General features: G+C 65.3%; 26 protein-coding genes. 19 read left to right on the top strand and 7 right to left on the bottom strand.

Features of this window, described 5'->3' with window-relative positions:
* Positions 1 to 174: 174 nt before the first annotated feature.
* Together AC3FNH_RS02825 and lexA are read right to left on the bottom strand one after the other, a co-directional pair.
* Entirely contained in the window at positions 175 to 348 is a 174-nt protein-coding gene (locus tag AC3FNH_RS02825; RefSeq protein WP_276100175.1) for a hypothetical protein, read from the bottom strand.
* A gap of 102 nt (positions 349 to 450) precedes the next feature.
* Entirely contained in the window at positions 451 to 1,107 is a 657-nt protein-coding gene (lexA, locus tag AC3FNH_RS02820) for a transcriptional repressor LexA (protein ID WP_276100176.1), read from the bottom strand.
* Positions 1,108 to 1,303: 196 nt separating this feature from the next.
* Between lexA and AC3FNH_RS02815 the strand changes: the two genes are divergently transcribed.
* From AC3FNH_RS02815 to AC3FNH_RS02780, 8 genes are all read left to right on the top strand, one after another.
* The gene (locus tag AC3FNH_RS02815; RefSeq protein WP_276100177.1) at positions 1,304 to 2,302 is read left to right on the top strand and encodes an asparaginase; all 999 of its coding nucleotides are present in this window, start codon (positions 1,304 to 1,306) and stop codon (positions 2,300 to 2,302) included.
* 102 nt (positions 2,303 to 2,404) lie between these two features.
* Entirely contained in the window at positions 2,405 to 2,779 is a 375-nt protein-coding gene (rpsF, locus tag AC3FNH_RS02810; protein WP_011298168.1) for a 30S ribosomal protein S6, read from the top strand.
* A 77-nt stretch (positions 2,780 to 2,856) separates the two neighbouring features.
* The gene (gene priB / locus AC3FNH_RS02805; protein ID WP_276100178.1) at positions 2,857 to 3,156 is read left to right on the top strand and encodes a primosomal replication protein N; all 300 of its coding nucleotides are present in this window, start codon (positions 2,857 to 2,859) and stop codon (positions 3,154 to 3,156) included.
* Positions 3,157 to 3,159: 3 nt separating this feature from the next.
* Positions 3,160 to 3,438: a 30S ribosomal protein S18 gene (rpsR, locus tag AC3FNH_RS02800; RefSeq protein WP_011298166.1), complete on the top strand. Its 279-nt coding sequence runs from the start codon at positions 3,160 to 3,162 to the stop codon at positions 3,436 to 3,438.
* A 36-nt stretch (positions 3,439 to 3,474) separates the two neighbouring features.
* Complete coding sequence (rplI, locus tag AC3FNH_RS02795; protein ID WP_276100179.1) at positions 3,475 to 3,927, top strand: 50S ribosomal protein L9; 453 nt, start codon at positions 3,475 to 3,477, stop codon at positions 3,925 to 3,927.
* A 200-nt stretch (positions 3,928 to 4,127) separates the two neighbouring features.
* Positions 4,128 to 5,519, top strand: a complete 1,392-nt coding sequence (locus AC3FNH_RS02790) for a replicative DNA helicase (RefSeq protein WP_276100180.1) — start codon at positions 4,128 to 4,130, stop codon at positions 5,517 to 5,519.
* A gap of 184 nt (positions 5,520 to 5,703) precedes the next feature.
* A complete protein-coding gene (locus AC3FNH_RS02785) occupies positions 5,704 to 6,330 on the top strand; it encodes a DUF47 domain-containing protein (RefSeq protein ID WP_276100181.1) in 627 nt (208 codons plus the stop codon).
* Positions 6,331 to 6,343: 13 nt separating this feature from the next.
* A complete protein-coding gene (locus AC3FNH_RS02780; RefSeq protein WP_276100182.1) occupies positions 6,344 to 7,351 on the top strand; it encodes an inorganic phosphate transporter in 1,008 nt (335 codons plus the stop codon).
* Between the two features lie 69 nt (positions 7,352 to 7,420).
* On the opposite strand, the gene AC3FNH_RS02775 is transcribed toward AC3FNH_RS02780, so the two are convergent.
* From AC3FNH_RS02775 to AC3FNH_RS02755, 5 genes are all read right to left on the bottom strand, one after another.
* On the bottom strand, positions 7,421 to 8,092 hold the full coding sequence (locus AC3FNH_RS02775) for a C40 family peptidase (protein WP_488719008.1): 672 nt from the start codon (positions 8,090 to 8,092) through the stop codon (positions 7,421 to 7,423).
* A 40-nt stretch (positions 8,093 to 8,132) separates the two neighbouring features.
* Positions 8,133 to 8,600 carry a hypothetical protein gene (locus AC3FNH_RS02770; protein ID WP_488719007.1) on the bottom strand — a complete coding sequence of 156 codons (468 nt, stop codon included), beginning with the start codon at positions 8,598 to 8,600 and terminating at the stop codon, positions 8,133 to 8,135.
* A 113-nt stretch (positions 8,601 to 8,713) separates the two neighbouring features.
* Entirely contained in the window at positions 8,714 to 10,417 is a 1,704-nt protein-coding gene (locus AC3FNH_RS02765; protein ID WP_276100185.1) for a PhoH family protein, read from the bottom strand.
* Positions 10,418 to 10,805: 388 nt separating this feature from the next.
* On the bottom strand, positions 10,806 to 11,273 hold the full coding sequence (locus tag AC3FNH_RS02760) for a peroxiredoxin (protein WP_276100186.1): 468 nt from the start codon (positions 11,271 to 11,273) through the stop codon (positions 10,806 to 10,808).
* Positions 11,274 to 11,431: 158 nt separating this feature from the next.
* Positions 11,432 to 11,821 carry an Mth938-like domain-containing protein gene (locus AC3FNH_RS02755; protein WP_276100187.1) on the bottom strand — a complete coding sequence of 130 codons (390 nt, stop codon included), beginning with the start codon at positions 11,819 to 11,821 and terminating at the stop codon, positions 11,432 to 11,434.
* Positions 11,822 to 12,133: 312 nt separating this feature from the next.
* Between AC3FNH_RS02755 and AC3FNH_RS02750 the strand changes: the two genes are divergently transcribed.
* From AC3FNH_RS02750 to AC3FNH_RS02700, 11 genes are all read left to right on the top strand, one after another.
* Positions 12,134 to 13,369: a pyridoxal phosphate-dependent aminotransferase gene (locus tag AC3FNH_RS02750; RefSeq protein ID WP_224081890.1), complete on the top strand. Its 1,236-nt coding sequence runs from the start codon at positions 12,134 to 12,136 to the stop codon at positions 13,367 to 13,369.
* A gap of 49 nt (positions 13,370 to 13,418) precedes the next feature.
* Entirely contained in the window at positions 13,419 to 14,729 is a 1,311-nt protein-coding gene (locus tag AC3FNH_RS02745) for a homoserine dehydrogenase (protein ID WP_276100188.1), read from the top strand.
* Positions 14,730 to 14,750: 21 nt separating this feature from the next.
* Complete coding sequence (gene thrC / locus AC3FNH_RS02740) at positions 14,751 to 16,199, top strand: threonine synthase (protein ID WP_488719006.1); 1,449 nt, start codon at positions 14,751 to 14,753, stop codon at positions 16,197 to 16,199.
* 179 nt (positions 16,200 to 16,378) lie between these two features.
* The gene (locus AC3FNH_RS02735; RefSeq protein ID WP_488719005.1) at positions 16,379 to 17,620 is read left to right on the top strand and encodes a molybdopterin molybdotransferase MoeA; all 1,242 of its coding nucleotides are present in this window, start codon (positions 16,379 to 16,381) and stop codon (positions 17,618 to 17,620) included.
* A 30-nt stretch (positions 17,621 to 17,650) separates the two neighbouring features.
* Entirely contained in the window at positions 17,651 to 17,908 is a 258-nt protein-coding gene (gene moaD / locus AC3FNH_RS02730) for a molybdopterin converting factor subunit 1 (RefSeq protein ID WP_276100191.1), read from the top strand.
* A 1-nt stretch (position 17,909) separates the two neighbouring features.
* Positions 17,910 to 18,410: a molybdopterin synthase catalytic subunit MoaE gene (gene moaE / locus AC3FNH_RS02725; RefSeq protein ID WP_276100192.1), complete on the top strand. Its 501-nt coding sequence runs from the start codon at positions 17,910 to 17,912 to the stop codon at positions 18,408 to 18,410.
* Entirely contained in the window at positions 18,410 to 18,790 is a 381-nt protein-coding gene (gene crcB, locus AC3FNH_RS02720; RefSeq protein ID WP_276100193.1) for a fluoride efflux transporter CrcB, read from the top strand. The genes moaE and crcB overlap by 1 nt, the downstream gene beginning before the upstream one ends.
* Before the next feature lie 265 nt (positions 18,791 to 19,055).
* Positions 19,056 to 19,676, top strand: a complete 621-nt coding sequence (locus AC3FNH_RS02715; protein ID WP_488719004.1) for a TetR/AcrR family transcriptional regulator — start codon at positions 19,056 to 19,058, stop codon at positions 19,674 to 19,676.
* 112 nt (positions 19,677 to 19,788) lie between these two features.
* A complete protein-coding gene (locus AC3FNH_RS02710; protein ID WP_488719003.1) occupies positions 19,789 to 20,976 on the top strand; it encodes a substrate-binding domain-containing protein in 1,188 nt (395 codons plus the stop codon).
* Between the two features lie 32 nt (positions 20,977 to 21,008).
* Positions 21,009 to 21,782 carry an ABC transporter ATP-binding protein gene (locus AC3FNH_RS02705; RefSeq protein WP_488719086.1) on the top strand — a complete coding sequence of 258 codons (774 nt, stop codon included), beginning with the start codon at positions 21,009 to 21,011 and terminating at the stop codon, positions 21,780 to 21,782.
* Positions 21,775 to 22,515, top strand: a complete 741-nt coding sequence (locus AC3FNH_RS02700) for an ABC transporter ATP-binding protein (protein WP_488719002.1) — start codon at positions 21,775 to 21,777, stop codon at positions 22,513 to 22,515. The genes AC3FNH_RS02705 and AC3FNH_RS02700 overlap by 8 nt, the downstream gene beginning before the upstream one ends.
* The last annotated feature ends 68 nt before the right edge of the window (positions 22,516 to 22,583 follow it).

Here is a 22,583-nt window from a genome sequence, read left to right as displayed (position 1 = left end):
CGACGGCGCCGGGGCACGCTGTGCCTGCTAACTGAAGGCTAGAAGCTGGCACCCTCGATGGAAAGATGTCGCAGATAAAACAAATGAAGATGAGATTTGCGGAATATGCAATTCTCGATGAATCCGCCATTCAAGGGCCGGATGACGACCCCTGCCGGTTCTTGCCGGCGGGACTCAGGCCAGGAGCTTGGTCGGCTCGGCCAGTTCCAGCATCCGGCAGATGGCTGCCATGCTGCCAACCATGGTGCGGCGCTGCGCGCCCTGGTAGATGCGGACGCCCTTCGACTGCCGGAACGGCACCGGCTTGACGGGCTGACGGGCGGCTGCAATGTGTTCGATTTGCGGCATGGCTACACCTCTCGATTGGCAAAAGCGGGGTCAACACTCGTCATGCGGGCGGCGTCGGCACTGCAAGGAGGAGGGCGGCCAGCGCGCGGCTGGCCGCGCTGGTCAGAAGCCCGAGGAGCGGATCAACCCGACGGCGATGCCTTCGAGTGAAAATTCCTCGCGTCCGGGCGTGACCACGATGTTCGGAAAATCCGGGTTTTCCGCGATCAGCTCGATCGTGCCGCCACGGCGCTGCAGGCGCTTGACGGTGACGTCGTCGCCCAGGCGGGCCACGACGATCTTGCCGTTGGGCGCTTCGCTGGCCTTGCGCACGGCCAGCAGGTCGCCGTCGAGGATGCCGGCGTCGCGCATGCTCAGGCCGCGCACGCGCAGCAGGTAGTCGGGACGCTCGTCGAAGACAGTGGCATCGACCTGGTACTGGCGGTCGATATGCTCGGCGGCGAGGATCGGGCTGCCGGCGGCGACGCGGCCCACGAGCGGCAGCGTCAGCTGCATGATGCCGGACACCGGCAGCGAAAACTGGTCAGGGGATTCGGAATCGCTGCGCGCTACCTTGAGCCGGATGCCGCGCGATGCGCCCGGCGTCAGTTCGATCACGCCCTTGCGCGCCAGCGCCCGCAGGTGCTCTTCTGCGGCATTGGGCGACGAGAAGCCGAACTCCGCAGCGATCTCGGCGCGCGTAGGCGGGAAGCCCGTGCCGCGGATCGTGTTGCGGATCAGGTCGAAAATCTGCTGCTGCCGGGGTGTCAGGGTCGCCATGGAAGCGTTCCGTGATGAGTGCCCCGGTGCGATACCGCTGCCAGCCAGGCGGGCACTGTATGTTTAAACAGTATGCTGTGATTTTATACAGTATCGGCGCAAGCGCAAGCAGAATTTCAGAAGTGTCTGCTCGACTTCCGATTTGCCCGCATGCCGCGGGTACAATCGCCGGACCTCAGCTTCCTGCATCCCGACCATGTCCCAGCTTCCCCGCATCGTGGTCCTTGCCACCGGCGGCACCATTGCCGGCGCCTCGACCAACCCGGCCAGCAGCGCGCGCTATCAGGCTGCGACGGTACCCGTGACAACGCTGCTGGCGGCAGTGCCGGCGTTGCAGTCGGTGGCCAGGGTCGAGGCCGAACAGGTGGCGCAGGTCGACAGCAAGGACATGGTGTTCTCGCTCTGGTCGACGCTCGCGGAGCGCGTGCGGCACTGGTCGGCGCAGCCGGATGTGGCCGGCATCGTCATCACGCATGGCACGGACACGCTCGAAGAGACGGCGATGTTCCTGCACCTGACGCAGGCATGCCCGGTGCCGGTGGTGCTGACTGCGGCCATGCGGCCGTCGACGTCGCTGTCGGCCGATGGTCCGCTCAATCTGCTCGATGCCGTGCGCGTCGCTGGCCATCCAGATGCGCGCGGCAAGGGCGTGCTGGTGGTGCTGAACCAGCAGGTTCATGCGGCGCGCGACGTGACCAAGGCGCATACCTCGTCGGTGGATGCCTTTGTATCGCCAGTGACCGGTCCGCTGGGCTTTGTGCAGGATGAACTGGTGCGGCTGGCGCGCAAGCCTGCGCACGCCATAGCGGCTGCCTTGCTGGTGCCGGCCCGTTGGCCGGATGTCGAGATCATCGCGAGCTACGCGCAGCCCGGCCGCATCGCGGTGGACGCGATGGTGGCCGCGGGTGTGCGTGGCCTGATCGTGGCGGCGGCGGGCAATGGGTCGGTGCACGAGACACTGATCGCAGCGCTCAGGGATGCCGCGGCGGCCGGTGTGGCCGTGGTGCGGAGTTCGCGTACAGGGGCGGGGCATGTGGCGATTCCGCCAGTTGCCGACCCGGATGGTGGCGTTTTCCTTTCCGCTGCCGACCTGAATCCCTATAAGGCCAGGGTGCTGCTGTTGCTGGCCCTGGCGCAGGACCCGGGGCTGGCCGCTGCGCCGGACCGGCTCCAGGCGCTATTCGCGGCGGCGTGAGCGCGGTTGCGCGATTGTCAACAGTCGAGCTATAATTTAGGGCTATTCAACCTTGCCACACCGGACGTGACGCCCGGGTGGCTCATCCCAAAAGGAGCGTCAATGCGTCATTACGAAATCGTTTTCATCGTCCATCCGGACCAGAGCGAGCAAGTGCCGGCCATGATCGAGCGTTACAAGTCGCTCGTGACGTCGCAAGGCGGCCAGGTTCACCGCGTGGAAGACTGGGGCCGTCGCCAGATGGCTTACATGATCCAGAAGCTGGCCAAGGCTCACTACGTTTGCGTCAACATCGAGTGCGGCAAGGAAACCCTGGCCGAGCTGGAACACGCCTTCAAGTTCAATGACGCCGTGCTGCGTCACCTGATCGTGCAGACGAAGAAGGCCGAAACCGCTCCTTCGCCGATGATGAAGGAAGTGCAGCGCGAAGAAGCCCGCAAGGCCGCGCAAACGACCACCGAAGGCCAGGCCGCCTGAGTGCGGACTGCGGTGCCGGTCGTGGCCGGCAAGTCTGACCACGGCAGCATGGGCAACACACTGCAAGGGGCCACGCGTTGAACCAGCTTCGGCTAGCCGCCACACTGGCGGAACGCGATGCCCTCAGGTATACCCCGGCCGGTGTGCCCGTCGTGAACTGCATCCTGCAGTACAGCGGCGAGGCGATCGAGGCGGAAACACCGAGGCAGGTCGAGTTTGCCATTGCAGCGATGGGAATCGGCCCGGTTGGCCAGCGTCTGGAGCGGTTGCCGCTCGGCACGCTGCTCGACTGCGAAGGATTCCTGACCCGCAAGCACCGCAACAGCAAGGCCCTCGTCTTTCACATCACCGGATGTAAAGCATTCGTAAAGGATTGAATCATGGCATTCATCAAACGTGACAACAAGAACAAGAAGCGCTTCCAGCAACAGAACCCGCTGTTCAAGCGCAAGCGCTTCTGCCGCTTCACCGTGGCTGGCGTGGAACAGATCGACTACAAGGATCTGGACACCCTGAAGGACTTCATCGGCGACAACGGCAAGATCACGCCGGCTCGCCTGACCGGTACCAAGGCTCACTATCAGCGTCAGCTGGATACGGCCATCAAGCGCGCCCGCTTCCTGGCGCTGATGCCGTACACCGACCTGCACAAGAACTGATAGTCCAGGCCATAGGTCCGTAAAGGAGAGAACACGATGCAAGTTATTCTGCTGGAAAAAGTGATCAACCTGGGTAACCTGGGTGACATCGTCAAGGTGAAGGATGGTTACGCCCGTAACTTCCTGATCCCGAGCAAGAAGGCCCGCCGCGCCACGCAAACCGCGATCCAGGAATTCGAAGTGAAGCGTGCCGAGCTGGAAAAGGCCGCTGCCGAGAAGCTGGCCGCTGCGCAAGCCGAAGGCGAGAAGCTGAACGGCCAGACCGTCCAGATCTCCCAGAAGTCGGGTGTGGACGGCCGCCTGTTCGGTTCCGTGACCAACGCCGACATCGCCGTTGCCCTGGGCACCCAAGGCTTCAAGGTCGAGAAGGCCCAGGTTCGTCTGCCGAACGGCCCGCTGAAGACGGTGGGCGACCACCCGGTCAGCGTTGCGCTGCACACCGACGTGGTGGTCGACGTGACCGTCGCTGTCGTGGGCGAGCAAGTCTAAGCAAGACCTTGCCGTGCCGGCCAGTCCGGCGCAAGCAAGTAAAAAGGCAGGAGCGTGGCTCCTGCCTTTTTCTTTGTCCGCCGCATTCGTATCATGACGCTTTTTTTGCAGCACACCCGGCGCTGTCAAGGCCTGATGCAGAATTGTTGCCGCGCAAATGTCAGCCGGCCAGGGTCTGCCCGCCGGTATAATCCCACCCCATGAACGCGCCCGTCGCCGACCCCCAACTTGAAAGTCTCAAGGTACCGCCGCATTCGATCGAGGCCGAGCAATCGGTGCTTGGTGGCCTGCTGCTGGACAATTCCGCCTGGGACCGCATTGCCGATTTCATCGCCGAAGCGGACTTCTACCGCTTTGACCACCGGCTGATCTTCCAGAACATCGCGAAGCTGATCTCGGCCACCAAGCCCGCCGACGTCATCACCGTCTATGAAATGCTGCAGGTGGCTGGCAAGGCCGAGGAGGTGGGCGGACTGGCCTACCTGAACTCGCTCGCGCAGAACACGCCCAGCGCCGCCAATATCCGCCGCTACGCGGAGATCGTGCGCGAGCGCGCGGTGCTGCGCAAGCTGGTGACCGTGGCGGACGACATTGCGTCGTCGGCCTTCGCGCCGCAGGGGCGAGAAGTCCGCGAGCTGCTGGATGCGGCCGAGTCCAAGGTCTTCGCCATTGCCGAAGAGGGTTCGCGCGGCCAGAAGGGTTTCCAGGAAATCCAGCCGCTGCTGACGCAGGTGGTGGAGCGGATCGACGAGCTGTACCACCGGGACTCGACCACCGACGTGACCGGTGTGCCAACCGGCTTCATCGACCTCGACAAGATGACCAGCGGCATGCAGGCCGGTGACCTGATCATCGTCGCGGGACGTCCATCGATGGGTAAGACCGCGTTTTCGCTGAACATCGGCGAACACGTGGCGGTAGAGCAGGGGTTGCCGGTCGCGGTGTTCTCGATGGAAATGGCGGGTACCCAGCTGGCGATGCGTATGCTGGGCTCGGTCGGCCGTCTCGACCAGCACCGGCTGCGTACCGGCCGCCTGCTCGACGAAGACTGGCCGCGCCTGACCCATGCCATCCAGCGCATGAACGACGCCCAGCTCTTTATCGACGAGACGCCGGCGCTGAACCCGATGGAGCTGCGTGCGCGCTCGCGCCGGCTGGCGCGCCAGTGCGGGCAGCTCGGCCTGATCATCATCGACTACCTGCAGCTGATGTCCGGCTCCGGCGGCGGCGAGAACCGGGCTACCGAAATCTCCGAGATCTCGCGTTCGCTCAAGGGCCTGGCGAAGGAGCTGAACTGCCCGGTGATTGCGCTGTCGCAGCTCAACCGAAGCCTGGAACAGCGCCCCAACAAGCGGCCCGTGATGTCCGACTTGCGTGAATCGGGCGCCATCGAACAGGATGCTGACGTGATCCTGTTCATCTACCGCGACGAAGTCTACAACCCCGATTCGCAGGACAAGGGCACGGCCGAAATCATCATCGGCAAGCAGCGTAACGGTCCGATCGGCACGGTGCGCCTGACCTTCCTGGGTCAGTTCACCAAGTTCGACAACTTTAGCGGCGGCCCGGCCTTCTTCGACAACGACACCTGAAGTCAAGCCTGCCTGTCGCCGAGCGTCTCGTTTGCGACATACCGGCAGGCATTGCGGCCACAACCCTGTAAAATATTGCGCTTTGATGACGGCGGTCCAAAAGACCGCTGTCACGCGACGCATTGCGTATCATCCTCCAGCAACAAACCAAGCAGCGCCAACACGCTGCGACAAGGAACATTCCATGTTCGGCCGATTCATGCCCACCGAGGGCAAGTTCTTCGAATACTTCAACCAGCATGCCGACTGCGCGGTGACCGCCGCCCAGGAACTGCAGACACTGGTCAATGACTTGCCCAATGCCGAGGCGCATGCCCGCCGGGTCCAGGCGACCGAAAAGAAGGCCGACCGGATCACGCACGACACCATCGACCTGCTGCACAAGACCTTCATCACGCCGCTGGACCGCGACGAGATCCACAAGCTCATCACGACCATGGACGACATCCTGGACCTGATGGAAGACGTGGCGGAAACGATCTCGCTGTACGACGTGACCAGCCTGACCGACGAGGCGCTGCGCCTGGCGGCCATCTGCGTGCAGTGCTGCGACCAGGTCAAGATCGCCGTGGGCCTGCTCGAGGACATGGGCAACGCCAGCACCATCCTGAAGACCGCCCAGCAGATCGACCAGCTCGAGTCGGAAGCCGACCGCGTGATGCGCTCGGCCATGTCAAAGCTGTTCCGCGACGAGACCGACGTCAAGCGCCTGATCAAGCTGAAGGCCATCTACGAGCAGCTCGAAACGATTACCGACAAGTGCGAGGACGTGGCCAACATCATCGAAGGCATCGTCCTGGAAAACGCCTGACGCGGAATCGGCAATGCATACCATTCAAATGAGCCTGTGGGTGATCGGCCTGCTGGTGGCGCTCGCGCTGCTGTTCGACTTCATGAACGGCTTCCACGACGCGGCCAACTCGATCGCCACGGTGGTTTCCACGGGCGTGCTGAAGCCGCACCATGCGGTGGCGATGGCGGCAATGTGCAACGTCATTGCGATCTTCATCTTCCACCTGAAGGTGGCGGCGACCGTGGGCACGGGCACCGTGGACGTCAATATCGTCGACCACTACGTGATATTCGGCGCGCTGGTCGGGGCCATCGCCTGGAACGGGATCACGTGGTACTACGGCATCCCCTCGTCGTCCTCGCATGCGCTGATCGGTGGCCTGGTGGGTGCCGCGGTGGCCAAGGCGGGCACCGGCGCGCTGGTGGGCAACGGGCTGCTGAAGACGGTGGTGTTCATCGTGGTCTCGCCGCTGCTGGGCCTTATTCTCGGGTCGCTGATGATGGTGATCGTGGGCTGGACCTTCTTTCGCACGCCGCCTTCGCGCGTGGACCGCTGGTTCCGCCGGCTGCAGCTGGCCTCGGCCTCGCTATACAGCCTGGGCCACGGCGGCAATGACGCGCAGAAGACCATCGGCATCATCTGGATGCTGCTGATCGCCAGCGGCCATGTCGCCGCCGGCGGCGAGCCGCCAGTCTGGGTGATCGTGTGCTGCTACGTGGCCATCGGCATGGGCACGCTGTTCGGCGGCTGGCGCATCGTGCGGACCATGGGCCAGAAGATCACGAAGCTCAAGCCGGTGGGCGGCTTCTGCGCGGAAACCGGCGGTGCGCTGACCTTGTTCTTCGCGTCGGCGCTGGGCGTGCCCGTGTCGACCACGCACACGATTACCGGCGCGATCGTCGGCGTGGGCTCCGCCCAGAAGATGTCGGCGGTGCGCTGGGGCGTGGCCGGCAATATCGTATGGGCCTGGGTGCTGACGATCCCGGCTTCGGCGTTCATGTCCGCGATTGCGTGGTGGGTTGGCCGCCATATCCTGTAAGACACGGCGAAACCTCTGCGCATGAAGAAGAGCCAGGCAGCTGCCTGGCTCTTTGTCGTTCAGGGCATCCTACTGGTTGGCGAAGGCGGCGATCGGATCGTCGTCGACAGGCGGCACGGACTCGGGCAGCGCGGCTGGCGGCTCTGGGGCCAGGGCCGGGGCCGGCAGCGGCTGATTGATCGCCGCGACCACGCGTCGCGCACCGTTGTACCGGGATGCCCAGTAAGACTTGCCCATGTCCTCAAGGCGCACGGTGCCGCCGCTGGACGGCGCATGCACGAAGCGGTTCTGGCCGACGTAGATGCCGACATGGGAATTGGCTCGGCCCGTGGTATTGAAGAAGACCAGGTCGCCTGATGCCACCTCGCTGCGGTCCAGTGCCGACCCGCGCGTGCCCATGGCCTCGGTGGTGCGCGGCAGGTTTACGTTGGCGGCGCGGGCGACCACGTATCGCACCAGGCCGCTGCAGTCGAAGCCGCTGTCGGGCGTATTGCCACCGTAGCGGTATGGCGTGCCGACCAGCGACATGGCCTGGATGGAGATTTCCTCGAGTCCCGCGCTCGGATCGATCATCGGCTTGCCTGGCGTGCGTGACAGGCCTGCCTGGCGCGAGGCTGGCGCACCGGCGCAGGCCGCCAGCAGCAGGGCGGCGGCGCAAACCAGCGGCAGCCGCGCCGCGGCGGGAACCGCGGGCAGGCGCAACCGGATGGCGCAATGGGCAAGGGAACGGCGCGAAGGCATCCTGTCTGGTCGGTCGCCAGCCCCGACCCGGATCCTTCCGTTACCAGCGCAACTGAACGTCGCGGCTTCCGGTGCCGATCTTGATGGTCTTGGTCTGGCCCTTGTAACTGGCCTCGATATTGTAGCTGCCTTCTGGCGCACGTATGAGGCAGCGTGGGCCGGCGGCGCGGAAGGCGGCGACCTCCTGGTCGTCACGCAACAACCGTACGGCCACGTCCGAGAGGAATTCGCCATTGCCGCCCTGCGAGAACTGGACGCCCATGTTGAAGTTCTTTTCCAGGCTGGCGAGCGCCTTGCGCTCGTCTTCGGCAATGCCGCCACAGACGTAGCTCACCGGCCCCATGGTGCGGATCACCATCTCGTCGGCGGCACGCGCGGGCCGCCAGACCGCAGACAGCGCCATGCCGGCGGCGGCCAGCGTGGCTAACGCCAGCATGCGCTTGCGATCCCAGGGCCGGAGCGCGGCGGCCGGCTGACGATGCCGGCCGTGCGGTTGCTGATGGCTCATCGACGCCTCCTGTCGAGCGATCTCGTCGCGAACGGAACAAGCGCCCGCGGCCCGAGGGCCGGGGCGCGGATTCTGTCCGCCAGCTTGCCGCAGGGGCAGGCCGGCGGCATGCCTTACAGTACGTCGCCGGCGTGGTCGGCCAGGCGGGAGCGCTCGCCGCGTGCCAGCGTGATGTGGCCGCTGTGGCTCCAGCCCTTGAAACGGTCCACCACGTAGGTCAGGCCCGACGAACCCTCGGTCAGGTACGGTGTATCGATCTGCGCGATATTGCCCAGGCAGATGATCTTGGTGCCCGGGCCCGCGCGCGTGACCAGCGTCTTCATCTGCTTCGGCGTCAGGTTCTGCGCTTCATCGATGATGAGGAACTTGTTGACGAAGGTGCGGCCGCGCATGAAGTTCATGCTCTTGACCTTGATGCGCGAGCGGATCAGCTCCTGCGTTGCCGCGCGGCCCCATTCGCCGGCGCTGTCGTCGCTCTTCTGCAGGACTTCGAGGTTGTCGTCGAAGGCGCCCATCCACGGCTGCATCTTCTCTTCCTCGGTGCCGGGCAGGAAGCCGATGTCCTCGCCGACCGGCACGGTCGCGCGGGTGACGATGATCTCGTTGTACAGCTTCTGGTCCAGCACCTGCTCCAGGCCCGCGGCCAGCGCCAGCAGCGTCTTGCCGGTACCGGCCTGGCCCAGCAGCGTGACGAAGTCGATGTCCGGGTTCATCAGCAGGTTGAGCGCGAAGTTCTGCTCGCGGTTGCGCGCGGTCACGCTCCACACGTTGTTCTTGTGGTGCGTGTAGTCCTTGAGGGTCTGCAGCAGCGCGGTCTTGCCGTTGATCTCCTTGACCTGCGCGTAGAGCGGCAGGCTGCCGTCCACCGGCTCCAGGTAGACGAACTGGTTGACCAGGAAGGAGGGCACCAGCGGGCCGGTCAGGCGGTAGAACATTGCGCCGGTCTTCGGGTCCTGCCAGCTCTCGACGCCCTTGCCGTGCTTGGTCCAGAAATCCCCGGGCAACTGCATCACGCCCGCGTAGAGCAGGTCCTTGTCTTCCAGGACCTGGTCGTTGTAGTAGTCCTCGGCGGGCAGGCCCAGCGCGCGGGCCTTGATGCGCATGTTGATGTCTTTCGACACCAGCACGACCTCGCGCTCCGGAAACTGCTGCTGCAGCGCGCTGACCACGCCCAGGATCTGGTTGTCGGCCTTGCCCTGCGGCAGGCCCTCGGGCAGCTTGATGTCGTTGAGCCGGGTCTGGAAGAACAGCTTGCCCTGCGCGTCGCGGTTGCCGAGCTTGGCCAGCGGCAGGCCGTCATCGAGCACGCCGCCGGTGTCGCTCACCAGCGAGTCGAGCGTGCGGCTGACGGTGCGCGCGTTGCGCGCGACTTCGCTCATGCCCTTCTTGTGGTTGTCCAGTTCTTCGAGCGTCATCATTGGCAGATAGACGTCGTGCTCTTCGAAGCGGAACAGCGAACTCGGGTCGTGCATCAGCACGTTGGTGTCGAGCACGAACAGCTTGCTCGGGCCTTCTGCCTTGCGTGCGCGGCGGTTGGGGCCGGCCGCCGGTTTGACCAGGCTCACCGGCGCCGCGGCGACGGGCGTGGCCGGCACGGTTGGCGTGGGAGTCGAGCGGGCGCGGGTACCGGCGGCGGCGCGCGCCTTGGCGGCAGGCGCCTGGGTGTCGCCGGTTTCCAGCAATGCCACGCGCTCGAGCGCCGGCACAGGTTTCTTTCCCTGTGTGACGGCTTTGGCCTTGGGCACCGCGGAGACCGGAGCGAACTCGCTCGGATCCAGCAATTGGGCAGGCTTGGCGGGCATGGTAGGCAGCGGCATGCTTGGCTTTCCTTTCAGGGGGACAAGATGGGGGCGGAACTATCCGTGCGGCATCTCGCAAGGAGAATGCCAGCGGCCACCGGAGCATGCACGCGCGGGGCACCCGGGGCATCGGATAAACAAAAAAGCCGCCAGCCCTGCGATACAGGTTTGGCGGCTTGCATGCGGACCTGCGACACGGCAGATCCGCTACCGGCCTGCGGCGCGAACCGCCTGGGCCAGGAAGTCGAATCAGCGTGGCATCCGGAATCTGAACTCATTACGGGCCAATGTATCCGAAGGTTTCGGGTTTGGCAATTGCGAGTCACGCGAGGGTATGCGTGGTGTCGCGGCCATGCCAATCCGGTGCGTCCCGTCGCAGCGTTGCCGGTGGCGAGCGGACCGTGTTTCAGAGGCCGCGCACGGTCTCCAGCACCTCGTCCACGTGGTTGGGCACCTTGATGCCGCGCAGCTCGTGGCGCAGGATGCCCTTGCTGTCGAGGATGAAAGTACTGCGCTCGACGCCGCGGTGCTCCTTGCCATAGAGTTTTTTCATCTTCATGACATCGAAGAGATTGCAGACCGCCTCGTCCGGGTCCGAGATCAGTTCGAATGGCAGCTCGAGCTTGGCCTTGAAATTCTCGTGCGAGCGCAGGCTGTCGCGCGAGATGCCAAACACGGCCACGCCGGCCTTGACGAAGTCGTCGTACTGGTCGCGGAAGTTCATGGCCTCGGTCGTGCAACCCGGGGTGTTGTCCTTCGGATAGAAGTACAGCACCACGGTCTTGCCGCGCTGTTCGGAGAGGCGGAAGGTGCCGCCGTCGCCGGTGACCGGCGCGCTGAAGTCGGGTACGGCCTTGTTGAGACTGACTGTCATTGTTGTGGCTCCAGGGGAGGCGGTATCGGAGAGCTGCGAGGGCGTGGGCGAAGGCAGCGCGGGTAGCACGCCTGCGTCACGAGGGGAGCAGATTGGGGCGCACTCATGGACTTCAAGCGTGGCGCCCCCTTAACTTTTCCTGGCCGGCCAATGACAGGTCAATTGTCCGCGGCTTCCCGCTCGAGCAGCAGCACGGCGGCCACCTTGCGGCCTTCCGCCATCAGGATATTGTATGTGCGGCATGCGGCCTGCATGTCCATGGCGTCCACGCCAACGTGCTTCCTGGCCAGCGAGGCGGTCAGCCGCGGATGCGGGAAGCGCAGGCGCGAACCCGTGCCAAGCAGCACGACTTCGGCGCCCAGTTCGGCCAGTGCCTCGAAGTGCGCGGGCTCGAGATCTTCGAAGCGCTCCACCGGCCAGGGCCGGACTTCCCCTTCAGGGAGCACCAGGACGGAATTGGTGTGACGTATCAGGTTGATTTCGACGTAGTCAGGCCCATAGGCCGTGACCGTGTTAAGCGATTGTGGCTGGTCGGCGTGAAGTTTCAATTGGGGGCCCCGGAGGCGGCATGGCGGGCACAGCGGCGCTTTCCGCTGAGCGGATGGCCGGCGGCGCGGGCAGGCAGCGGATTGACGGCAGGAGGCAGGCGCCGGCGGCGGGTTTTCCCGGGGCACGCTGCAATGCAAGAATTGCTGCCGAAGTCTGTCATAATCCGATAAATTATAGCTTTTGCCTCCGTGTCTGCCACATTCGCGGCAAGACTGCGTTGCATCGCAGCGGACGGCGCCCCGAGACACTCCATCCGGATTCCCATGTTCGCTGCCGCCGACGCGGCAGTTTTCGCCTCCGCTGACACCGCCGTGAAACCCATCCAGAAATCCAACAAACTCAATAATGTTTGCTACGACATCCGCGGCCCGGTGCTGGAAAAGGCCAAGCAGATGGAGGAAGAGGGACACAAGATCATCAAGCTGAATATCGGCAACCTCGCCGTATTCGGTTTCGATGCGCCGGAGGAAATCCAGCAGGACATGATGCGCAACCTGCCGAACTCGGCCGGGTACTCGGATTCGAAGGGCATTTTCGCCGCGCGCAAGGCGATCATGCACTACACCCAGCAGAAGAATATCCAGGGCGTCGGCCTGGAAGATATCTATGTGGGTAACGGCGCCTCGGAACTGATCGTCATGGCGGTCAACGCGCTGCTCAACAGTGGCGATGAAGTCCTGGTGCCCGCACCGGACTATCCGCTCTGGACCGCGGCCGTGAGCCTGTCGGGCGGCACGCCGGTGCACTATATCTGCGACGAGTCCAACGAGTGGATGCCGGACCCGGACGATATCCGCGCCCGCATTACCCCGCATACCAAGGGCATCGTCATCATCAACCCGAACAACCCGACCGGCGCGCTGTACTCGGACGAGCTGCTGCTGGAGATCGTCGCGATCGCGCGCGAGCACGGGCTGATCATCTTCGCCGACGAGATCTACGACAAGGTCCTGTACGACGGCAACACCCATACCTCGATCGCCTCCCTGTCGACCGACGTGCTGACGGTGACGTTCAACGGCCTGTCCAAGAACTACCGGTCATGCGGCTACCGCGCCGGCTGGATGGTGGTGTCGGGCGACAAGCGCCCGGCGCTCGACTATATCGAGGGCCTGAACATGCTGTCCTCGATGCGCCTGTGCGCCAACGTGCCGGGGCAGTGGGCCATCCAGACCGCGCTGGGCGGCTACCAGAGCATCAACGACCTGGTGGCCGAAGGCGGCCGTCTGCGCCGCCAGCGCGACCTGGCGTACGAGCTGATCACCGCGATTCCCGGCGTCAGCTGCGTCAAGCCCAAGGCCGCGCTGTACCTGTTCCCGAAGCTGGACCTGTCGATGTACCCGGTGCAGGACGACCAGGAGTTCATCTATGAACTGCTGCAGGAGTCCAAGGTGCTGCTGGTGCAGGGCTCGGGCTTCAACTGGGCCAAGCCGGACCATTTCCGGATTGTATTCCTGCCGCACGAGGAAGACCTGCGCGAGGCGATCAACCGCATCGCGCGCTTCCTGGAGGCGTACCGAAAACGCCACGGCAAGGTGGCTGCCTGATCGGGCGGCCGCTGCAACTCATCCTTAGCAACCTAGAGTCAGATTGTCCATGAACCCCATCAAAGTCGGCCTGCTCGGCATCGGTACCGTCGGTAGCGGCACGTTCAACGTGCTCAAGCGCAACCAGGAAGAAATTCGCCGCCGCGCCGGCCGCGGCATCGAGATCGCCGTCGTGGCCGATCTCAACACCGAGCGCGCGCGCGAGCTGACCAACGGCGAAGTCGAGATCGTCAACGACGCCAACGCGGTAGTGGCGCGCCCGGACATCGACATCGTGGTGGAGCTGATCGGCGGCTACGGCATCGCGCGCGAGCTGGTGCTCAAGGCCATCGAGAACGGCAAGCACGTGGTCACCGCCAACAAGGCGCTGCTCGCCGTACACGGCAACGAGATCTTCGAAGCCGCACGCCGCAAGGGCGTAATCGTCGCGTTCGAAGCGGCGGTGGCCGGCGGCATTCCCATCATCAAGGCGCTGCGCGAAGGCCTGACCGCCAACCGCATCCAGTGGATCGCCGGCATCATCAACGGCACCACCAACTTCATCCTGTCCGAGATGCGCGACAAGGGCCTGGATTTCGACACGGTCCTGAAGGAAGCGCAGCAACTGGGCTACGCCGAAGCCGACCCGACCTTCGATATCGAAGGCGTCGACGCCGCGCACAAGGTCACGCTGATGAGCGCTATCGCGTTCGGCATGCCGGTGCAGTTCGACCGCGCCCACGTGGAAGGCATCACCAAGCTGGCCGCGGCCGACATCAAGTACGCCGAGGAACTGGGCTACCGCATCAAGCTGCTGGGCATCACGCGCCGTCGCGACGACGGCGTGGAACTGCGCGTGCACCCGACGCTGGTGCCGGCCTCGCGCCTGATCGCCAACGTCGAAGGCGCGATGAACGCCGTACTGGTGCAGGGCGACGCCGTCGGCGCCACGCTCTACTACGGCAAGGGCGCCGGCGCCGAGCCGACCGCCTCGGCCGTGATCGCGGACCTCGTCGACGTGACCCGCCTGCATACCGCCGACCCGAACCACCGCGTGCCGCACCTGGCGTTCCAGCCGGACGAGCTGTCGAACGTGCCGGTGCTGCCGATCGAGGAAATCAACAGCGCCTACTACCTGCGCATGCGCGTGGCGGACGAGACCGGCGTGCTGGCCGAGATCACGCGTATCCTGGCCGAGGCGGGCATCTCCATCGACGCCATGCTGCAGAAGGAATCGCGCGAGGGCGAGCCGCAGACCGACATCATCATCCTGACCCACGTGACCCGCGAGAAGCATGTCAATGCCGCCATCGCGAAGATCGAGTCGCTGCCGACCGTGCTGTCGCCGGTCACGCGCCTGCGCATGGAAGAACTGAACTGAGCGGCAGGATAATCCGGACCCATGAAATACCAGTCGACCCGCGGCCATGAAGTGCCGCAATCGTTCTCCGAGATCCTGCTGGGCGGCCTGGCGCCGGACGGCGGCCTGTACCTGCCCGTGCAGTATCCGCAGGTCTCCGCCGATGAGCTGGAAGCCTGGCGCAAGCTCTCGTACGCCGACCTCGCCTTCGAGATCCTGAGCAAGTTCTGCGACGACATCCCGGCCGAGGACCTGCGCGCACTGACGCGCAAGACCTACACCGCCGAGGTGTACTGCAACGCCCGTCCCGGCGACAACACCGCCGACATCACGCCGCTGCGCACGCTCGGCGAAGAAGGTGGCACCAAGCTGCAATTACTGGGCCTGTCCAACGGCCCGACGCTGGCCTTCAAGGACATGGCCATGCAGCTGCTGGGCAATATGTTCGAGTACGCGCTGGGCCGTGCCGGGCTGGAGCTGAACATCCTGGGCGCCACTTCGGGCGATACCGGCAGCGCCGCCGAATACGCGATGCGCGGCAAGCGCGGCATCCGCGTGTTCATGCTGAGCCCGCACCGCAAGATGAGCGCGTTCCAGACCGCGCAGATGTTCAGCCTGCAGGACCCGAACATCTTCAACCTGGCAGTGGAAGGCGTGTTCGACGACTGCCAGGACATCGTCAAGGCGGTTTCGAACGACCTCGAATACAAGGCCCGCCAGCGCATCGGCACGGTCAACTCGATCAACTGGGCGCGCGTGGTGGCCCAGGTGGTGTACTACTTCAAGGGCTGGCTGCTGGCGACGTCGGGCCCGGGCCAGAAGGTGTCGTTCTGCGTGCCGTCGGGCAATTTCGGTAACGTCTGCGCCGGCCATATCGCGCGCATGATGGGCCTGCCGATCGACAAGCTGGTGGTGGCCACCAACGAGAACGACGTGCTCGACGAGTTCTTCCGCACCGGCGCCTATCGCGTGCGCAAGTCGGCCGAGACCTACCATACGTCGAGCCCGAGCATGGATATCTCGAAGGCGTCGAACTTCGAGCGCTTCATCTTCGACCTGCTGGGCCAGGACGGCGGCAAGCTGGCCGCGCTGTTCCGCGACGTGGAGGAGAAGGGCGGCTTCGACCTGTCCGGCACGCCGGAATTCGAGCGCATCCGCGGCGAATTCGGCTTTGTCTCGGGCCGCAGCACGCACGAAGATCGCGTGGCGACCATCCGCGACCTGTCGGCGCGCTATGGCATCACCATCGATACCCATACTGCCGACGGCATCAAGGTGGCGCGCGAGCATCTCAGCGCGGGCGTGCCGATGGTGGTGCTGGAAACCGCGCTGCCGGCCAAGTTCGCCGACACCATCCGCGAGGCACTGGGCCATGAGCCGGAGCGTCCCGCCGCCTTCGAAGGCATCGAGAAGCTGCCGCAGCGCTTCGAGGTGATTGCCAACGACGCCAGCCAGGTCAAGGCCTTCATCGCCGGCCACACCGGCCTGTAAGCGCGGGCGCCTCCAGGTGGCTGCGGCGCCGCCGCATGCCTTGGCGGCGCCAACTCGCTACAATCAGGCTAGCCGTGGCCCAGTCCCGGCCCCCGGATTGCCCGCACCAGCCGATATACGCTGTGCGGCGCAATGCGCGGGCCGTTTTTCATGGGCGCTCCGAACCCATACATCCCACCATGACCCAAGCTGCAGCGTCCTCCCGCCCCCCGATGCTGACCATGGCCCAGGCGCTTGATGCCCTGCTGGCCGCCGCCCGTCCGCTGGCCCAGGTCGAACACGTCGACACCCTGGCCGCCAACGGCCGTGTGCTGGCCAATCCGGTCACCAGTTCCCTGCAGGTGCCGCCTGCCGACAATACGTCGATGGATGGCTATGTGATGCGCGCCGCCGATGTGCCGGCCGCGGGTACGCGCCTGCCCGTGTCGCAACGCATTCCGGCTGGCCATGTCGGCACGGAACTGGCGCCGGGTACCGCCGCGCGCATCTTCACCGGCGGGTTGATCCCGCCCGGCGCCGACGCGGTGGTGATGCAGGAGCAGTGCGTGGCCGATGGCAACGACGTGATCGTCAACCACGTGCCGCAGTCCGGCGAATGGATCCGGCGCGCCGGCGAGGATATCGAGGCCGGCAGCGTGATCCTGCCCGCCGGCACGCGGCTCACGCCGCAGGCGCTGGGCCTGGCTGCCTCGGTGGGCCAGGCGCGGCTTGAGGTGGTGCGCCGTGTGCGCGTTGCGGTGTTCTTCACGGGCGATGAACTGGCCATGCCTGGCGAGCCGCTTAAGCCGGGTGCCATCTACAACTCGAATCGTTTCACGCTGCGCGGCCTGCTCGAAAACCTCGGCTGCGAAGTCAGCGACCTGGGCATCGTGCCCGACACGCTGGCCGCCACTCGCGAAACGCTGCGCAAGGCCGCACAGGGCCATGACCTGATCATTACATCGGGCGGGGTCTCGGTCGGTGAGGAAGACCATATCAGGCCCGCGGTGGAAGCCGAGGGGCGCCTGGACATGTGGCAGATCGCGATCAAGCCGGGCAAGCCGCTGGCGTTCGGCCAGGTCCGCAACGACGGCAGCGATTCTGCGTTTTTCCTCGGGCTGCCGGGCAACCCGGTATCAAGTTTCGTCACCTTCCTGCTGTTCGTTCGGCCCTTTATCCTGCGCCTGCAGGGCGTGGCCGACGTGACGCCACGGCGTCTGCCGCTGCGCGCGGACTTCGAACTGAAGAAGGGCGACCGCCGCAATGAATTCCTGCGCGCGCGCCTCAATGCCAATGGCGGCCTGGACCTGTTCCCGAACCAGAGCTCGGGCGTGCTGACCTCCACGGTGTGGGGCGACGGCCTGATCGACAACCCGCCCGACCGGGCGATCGCGCACGGCGATACCGTGCAGTTCATTCCGTTTGACGGCCTGCTGGCATAGCGGGCGGTACAGACGGTGCAAGAAGTCGTGATGAATATCGAACTACGTTTCTTTGCCAGCGTGCGCGAACAGCTCGGCGTTGCCGCGGAACGCGCGGAAGTCCCGGGCGACGTGCGCACGGTGGGCGAGTTGCGCCAGTGGCTGCGCACGCGCGGCGGGGCGTGGGCCGAGGCCCTGGCCGAAGGCCGCGCGCTGCGCATGGCCGTCGACCACGCCGTGGCCCGCGCCGATACGGCCATTGCCGACGGCTGCGAAGTGGCCTTCTTCCCGCCGGTAACCGGAGGCTGACATGAGCGTGAGGGTACAGCGCGAGGATTTCGACCTCGGCGCCGAAGTGGCGGCGCTGCGGGCCGGCCGGCCCGCCGTGGGCGCGGTGGCGAGCTTCATCGGCACCGTGCGCGATGTGAGCGAAGGCAGCGCGGTCAGCGCGATGGAGCTTGAGCACTATCCGGGCATGACCGAGAAGGCGCTCGCACAGATCGAGGCCGCCGCTTGCGCTCGTTGGGAACTGCTGGGCGTGACCATCATCCACCGCGTCGGGCCGCTGCTGCCGCTGGACCAGATCGTGATGGTGGCCGTGGCATCCGCGCACCGCGGCAACGCATTCGCGGCATGCGAATTCATCATGGACTACCTCAAGTCCGAGGCACCGTTCTGGAAAAAGGAAGAGACGCCGGAAGGCGCGCGCTGGGTCGACGCCCGCGTGACCGACGAGGCGGCCCTGAAGCGCTGGGGAATTCCGTCCTTCAACGCCAGCGGCGCTGACGCCGGCAGCGACGGCGGCAACTGATGGGCGCTCTGGGTTTTGTGGCTGTCGGCGTCGGCGCGGCGATCGGCGCATGGCTGCGCTGGGGGTTCTCGGTCATGTGGAACGCCCTGAATCCGGCCCTGCCGTACGGCACCCTGGCCGCGAACCTGCTGGGCGGCTACCTGATCGGCCTGGCCGTCGGCTTCTTCGGTTCCCATCCGGGGCTGCCCCCCGAATGGCGCCTGCTGGCGATCACCGGCTTTCTCGGCGGCCTGACCACGTTTTCCACCTTTTCCAGCGAAGCGCTGGCCAACCTGATGTCCGGCGACTACGGATGGGCGCTGCTGCATGTGGTCACCCATCTGGGTGGCTCGCTGCTGCTCGCCGGGCTGGGTTTGTGGACCTACCGCTTCGTGGCCTGAACGCCCGCAGCGGGGGGCTGGCGGCATGGCCGGCTTGCGGGAGCCGCCGGCGTCGGTGCCGCGTGTGATACGGGAAAGCCATGAATTGACACCTGCCGGCGGCTCTCTATACGATGAAACGTGAATCAGTCATCATGTTTCGCGGTGCCGCCCCGGGGCAGAGGAGGCCGGGCGGCGGGCAGGTCGCGCGATGCTGGTATCACACGCTGGTATCACACGCAGGTATCAAGCACAGAGGGCGCCCGAGCGCCACAGTGGAGACACGATGTCCCAGACCGATTCCGGCAGGACTGACTCCGGCATCTGCCCGCCCAAGACCGCGCGCGGGCAGAAAACACGCGAGTCCCTGCTGCGTGCCGCCGAGAAGGTGTTCGGCGAGAAGGGCTACTACGTCGCATCGATATCCGAAATCACACAGGAAGCCAAGGTGGCCATGGGCACCTTCTACCTGTACTTCCAGGACAAGGAAGATATCTTCCGCGCGCTGGTCCAGCACATGCTGGAGTTGTTGCGCGCCCACCTGCGCAAGCACGCGGCACCGGCCACCAGCCAGATGGAGGCCGAACGGCTCGGCCTGAAGGCGTTCCTGTCCTTCGTTTCCCGACACAAGAATCTCTACCGGATCGTGCTCGATTCGTATTCGGTGGACGAGACCATCTATAGCGGCTACTTCCAGGTCTTTGCGGACCTGTACAGCCGGCGCCTGACCCGGGCTGCCGAACAGGGCGAGGTTTGCCCCGGCGACGCCGAGGTGCGCGCCTGGTGCCTGATCGGCATCAGCAACTTCCTTGGCATGCGCTACGCACTGTGGAAGCGGCCGGCCTCGATGGACAAGGTGGTCGATGCCGCCTTCGACATGATCACGCACGGACTGCAGGCGCGGTGATGGGCGTCTTCGGCCGGACGGCCGGGCGAGTTTTCAGGCAAGAACAGTAACAAGAAGCTGGAAAGACCGACGAGACCGACGAGACCGAGAGACCGAAGAAGAGGAGATCACCATGCAACGCAGCACCATCGCTGTACACGCCGTGGCGCTTGCCGCCAGCCTGCTCGCCAGTGGCGGCGTGCTTGCCAGGGACATCCGGATTGCCCACGTCTACGACAAGACCGGGGCGCTCGAGGCCTACGCGAAACAGACCCAGACCGGCCTGATGATGGGCCTGGAGTACGCCACCAACGGCACCATGACCGTCAATGGCAACAAGCTCGTGGTGATCGAAAAGGACACCCAGGGCAAGCCCGACGTGGCCAAGGCCCAGCTTGCCGCCGCCTACAGCGACGACCGCGCCGACATCGCGCTGGGACCGACGTCTTCCGGCACGGCGCTGGCCATGCTGCCGGTAGCGGAGGAATACAAGAAGATTCTGCTGGTCGAGCCCGCCGTGGCCGACTCCATTACCGGCGACAAGTGGAATCGCTACATCTTCCGCACGGGCCGCAATTCCTCGCAGGACGCCATTTCGAATGCCGTCGCCCTGGACAAGCCCGGCGTGCAGATCGCCACGCTGGCGCAGGACTATGCCTTCGGCCGCGATGGCGTGAAGGCGTTCAAGGGCGCGCTGAAGAACGCGAAGATCGTCCATGAGGAATACCTGCCGACCAACACCACCGACTTCACCGCCGGTGCGCAGCGCCTGTTCGACGCGCTCAAGGACAAGCCGGGCCGCAAGGTGATCTTCATCATCTGGGCCGGCGCCGGCAATCCGTTCAAGATCGCGGACCTCGACCCCAAGCGCTACGGCATCGAGATCGCCACCGGCGGCAATATCCTGCCGGCGATGGCCAGCTACAAGAACTTCCCGGGCATGGAGGGCGCCACGTACTACTACTTCGGCATCCCGAAGAACAAGGCCAACGAATGGCTCGTGTCGAACCACTACAGCAAGTTCAAGTCGCCGCCTGACTTCTTCACGGCAGGGGGCATGTCGGCCGGTATCGCGCTGGTAGAAGCGCTCAAGAAGACCGGCGGCGACACCAACTCCGAGAAGCTGATCACCGCGATGGAAGGCATGGCGTTCGAAACGCCCAAGGGCCGCATGGTCTTCCGCAAGGAGGATCACCAGGCCATGCAGTCGATGTACCACTTCAGGATCAAGGTGGACCCGGCTTTCGCCTGGGGCGTGCCCGAACTGGTCCGCGAGATCAAGCCCGAGGAGATGAACGTGCCAATCCGCAACCACCGTTGATGGCCGTGGCAGCCAATCCGGCGCAGCCGCCGATGCTGGAGACGCGCGGGCTCACCATCCGCTTCGGCGGGCACGTGGCCGTCAACGCAGTATCGTGCGCGTTCCGGCCCGGCGAGCTGACCTGCATCGTCGGCCCCAACGGCGCGGGCAAGACGACCTATTTCAACCTGGTCTCGGGGCAATTGCCGGCCAGCGCGGGCCAGATCCTGCTCGATGGCCAGGACGTGACGCGCCTGCCGGCTTCGCGCAGGGCACGCCGTGGCCTTGGACGCGCGTTCCAGCTGACCAGCCTGTTCCCGAACCTGCCTGTGCTGGAGAACGTGCGGCTGGCCGTGCAGGCGCGCCAGCAGCGCGGCATCGACTTGCTGTCGATGTGGACCAGCCACCGCGGCGTGCGCGCGCAGGCCGAGGCCTGCCTGGAGCGCGTGGCGCTGGCCGACAAGCGTCACCTGCCGGTGGCCGCGCTGCCGCACGGCGACCAGCGCAAGCTGGAGGTCGGCATCCTGCTGGCACTGCAGCCGCGCATCTTCATGTTCGACGAGCCCACCGCGGGCATGAGCGTGGACGAGGTGCCGGTGATCCTCGACCTGATCCGCGAAATCCGGCAGGACCGGAGCAAGACCGTGCTGCTGGTGGAACACAAGATGGACGTGGTGCGCTCGCTGGCCGACCGCATCGTCGTGCTGCACAACGGCACGTTGATGGCCGACGGCAAGCCGGCGGAGGTCATGGCCTCGCCGATCGTGCAGCAGGCGTACCTGGGCGTGGCGCAAGCCGGCGCGGACGTGGAGGCGAGCCATGCCTGAGCGCGCAAATGCCGAACCGATCCTGCGGCTGAGCGACGTGCAGACCCATATCGGCCCGTACCACATCCTCCACGGCGTGAGCTTCGAGGTGCCGCGCGGCGGCGTGACCATGCTGCTGGGGCGCAATGGCGCGGGCAAGACGACGACGCTGCGCACCATCATGGGCCTGTGGCGCGCCAGTGAGGGCACCGTGACGTTCGATGGGGCCGACATCACAGGGCAGGGCACGCCCGCCATCGCGCAGGCAGGCATCGCTTACGTGCCCGAGAACATGGGCGTGTTTTCCGACCTGACCGTGGCCGAGAACATGCGGCTGGCCGCGCGCACTGGCGCCATCGACACGCGGCGGCTGGACTGGGTATTCCGCATGTTTCCCGCGCTGAAGACGTTCTGGCACCAGCGCGCCGGCGTGCTGTCCGGCGGGCAGAAGCAGATGCTGTCGGTGGCGCGCGCCATCATCGAGCCGCGCAAGCTGCTGATCGTGGATGAACCGACCAAGGGGCTGGCGCCGGCCATCATCGAGAACATGATCGCCGTGTTCCGCGAACTGAAGCAGACCGAGGTGTCGATCCTGCTGGTGGAGCAGAACTTCCATATGGCGAAATCGGTCGGCGATACGGTGGCGGTGATGGATGACGGGCGCATCGTGCATGCCGGTGACATGGCGGCGCTGGCGCGGGATGACGCGTTGCAGCAACGGCTGCTGGGGTTGTCGCTGGCGGCGCATCAGTAGCGACGCAGGTGACTGCGACGGGTTTGCTCCCCACTCCCGCGAGCGGGGGAGGGGGAGCGCACAAACAG

It is taken from the genome of Cupriavidus sp. 22TCCZM01-5 (assembly GCF_057798915.1).
Note: the sequence above shows the minus strand (reverse complement) of the source record. Positions and strands in the feature narration are given on the sequence as shown.